We start from the raw sequence: 1869 nt of genomic DNA on the forward strand, positions 1-1869 counted from the left end.
ACCGGTAGACGGTCACTTGGCCGCGGCCTGCGGCGAGCTGGGTGTGAACGAATCCGGCGATGTGGCGGTGGCCGAGCTCGTCCAGCTTGAGCGGGCCCAGGGCGGGGATGAGGTCGCCGGTGACGTAGTCGCGATAGCGGGCCAGCGTGGTCGGCTTGAGCATGTACGCCTTCGTCTCCAGCCAAGCGGAGAGGTAATCGGCCACGGTTTGGTTCGGGTCGCCGTTGAACCCGCCGGCCTCGCCCTCGAGGATCCGCTCCAGCGCGGCCTGGGCGGTGTCCTGGGTTGGGAAGCCGCCGCGGCGGATGGTGGTGCGGTGGTGGTCGGGGGAGGGGAGGTCGACGGCGAAGGTCCAGCTGCCGTGCTCACAATCGGTTGCCAGCCGTGGGCAGCGGGTTCCGATCTGGTGGCGGTGTGCGTCGCGGCAGCCACAGCGCCGGTAGACACGTCCACGATGGGTGACGGAACGCATGGTGATCGCCTCCTGAAAGTGGTGCAGCGTGCCGACGCTCCCAGTCTCCGCCGACGGGCACACCACGCGATCACCTCAGGCTCCATAGGCCTCTGAGCTGGGTTTTCCCCTTGTCGTGGCCACAAGTGCGGGGCGGTGGCAGTCGGCGTTTCGGTGATCGATTTTGCGGCTCATAAATAGTGTGCCAAGCAGCACGTAGTCTGGCGACGTCGGGCGAGCCCTTCTAGGGTCACGTTGTGGAGTGGGCGACTTTGGCCAGTGCTGCTGCGGGTGCTGTCATAGCGACGGCATCGGGCGCGTTCTTCGATCGCCATCGGTGGCGGCGGGAGCGGAGGGCCCATCTCTTGGAGGTTCGCCGAACGCTGTACGGCGAGTATCTGACCTGCTTATCGAAGGCGCGCAACGCGTTTCGCCTCCTCGCTCGAGACCATGAGCTTGGGTCGGTGGAGCGGGAGCGAGCGGCGCGGGAAAGGTTCGCATCGTGCTACGAACTGCGCTACCAGGTGACGATCACCGCGTCAGCGCCCGTGGTTGAGGCATCTGAGGAGACCTTCCGGCGGCTTCGGGACGTGCGGGACCTCGCCGCGGCTGGTGTGCTCGCGGGCGATGAGGCTTACTCGGGAGGCCGGGGCGCATACGAGGGGGCACTCACTCGGCTACGCCTGGCCATGCGAGCCGAACTTGGGTCAGATCAGTAGTCGACTGGCAGTGGTCTGGCCGCCGAGCGCATGACGCACGAGTATTGAGGCGGGGGTGATGTTGTGTCTCGTCGTCCGTGGGTGCGCCGGAACATCGGTGAACAGCGGTTAGGGGTGTGGATGCCGTATCAGGAAGGTTCCAACCGACGCTGGATTCTGGAAGAGCTGGGAGAACGGATACGCCCGGAGTGGAACAACGCGATGACGCCGGGGCGGTGGGAGATCGCCCGTCCTCACCTGCGCACAATCGTCTCCGCGCTCGTAGAACGCTTCGGTGAGGTGGACGTATACCTGCAGTTCTCCGCCACCGAACGGTGCGACACGCGCTGCCGGGATGCCGCCGGGGACGACTGCACATGCTCCTGTATGGGGGAGAACCACGGCGGAGCCGCGTACTGGCGAAACTGGATGCTCGTAGGAGAAACGACGCTGGTCGACGTTGCCCGGAAAGAGCGGCACTTGCTCGTGCGGAGTCGTTCATGACTTCGAACATCTCGCACATTCCGGGCCGGACTTCGACCATGGCGGGAAGTAGACATTGTGCGCCGCATGCTCGGACTCATCAGCCACGCTGCCAACCCACGTCACCTGGACCCGTCTGACCGCCCTGAACCGCCCCGGTTCGAGCGACCGCGGCGACGAGTGGGTTCGGTGCAGACCTCCGACTAGATGAATGAGTCCGATGTCTGGGTTGGCCGC

The 1869-nt window shown here is 65.6% G+C and carries 2 protein-coding genes; one reads left to right on the plus strand and one right to left on the minus strand.

Annotated features, from left to right (window positions below; genetic code table 11):
• A partial coding sequence (locus tag VT50_RS37995; protein ID WP_240529508.1) for a tyrosine-type recombinase/integrase occupies positions 1-472 on the minus strand: 472 nt, incomplete at its 3' end.
• An 818-nt stretch (positions 473-1290) separates the two neighbouring features.
• Between VT50_RS37995 and VT50_RS38005 the strand changes: the two genes are divergently transcribed.
• Positions 1291-1653 carry a hypothetical protein gene (locus VT50_RS38005; RefSeq protein ID WP_075200597.1) on the plus strand — a complete coding sequence of 121 codons (363 nt, stop codon included), beginning with the start codon at positions 1291-1293 and terminating at the stop codon, positions 1651-1653.
• Positions 1654-1869 lie beyond the last annotated feature (216 nt).

Origin of the sequence: Streptomyces antioxidans, assembly GCF_000968685.2 — a bacterium.
GTDB lineage: Bacteria > Actinomycetota > Actinomycetes > Streptomycetales > Streptomycetaceae > Streptomyces > Streptomyces antioxidans.

What these genes read in the sequence shown, in the direction of transcription:
- VT50_RS38005 (WP_075200597.1), top strand. Translation starts at nt 1,291, where the DNA reads ATGCCGTATCAGGAAGGTTCCAACCGACGCTGGATTCTGGAAGAGCTG.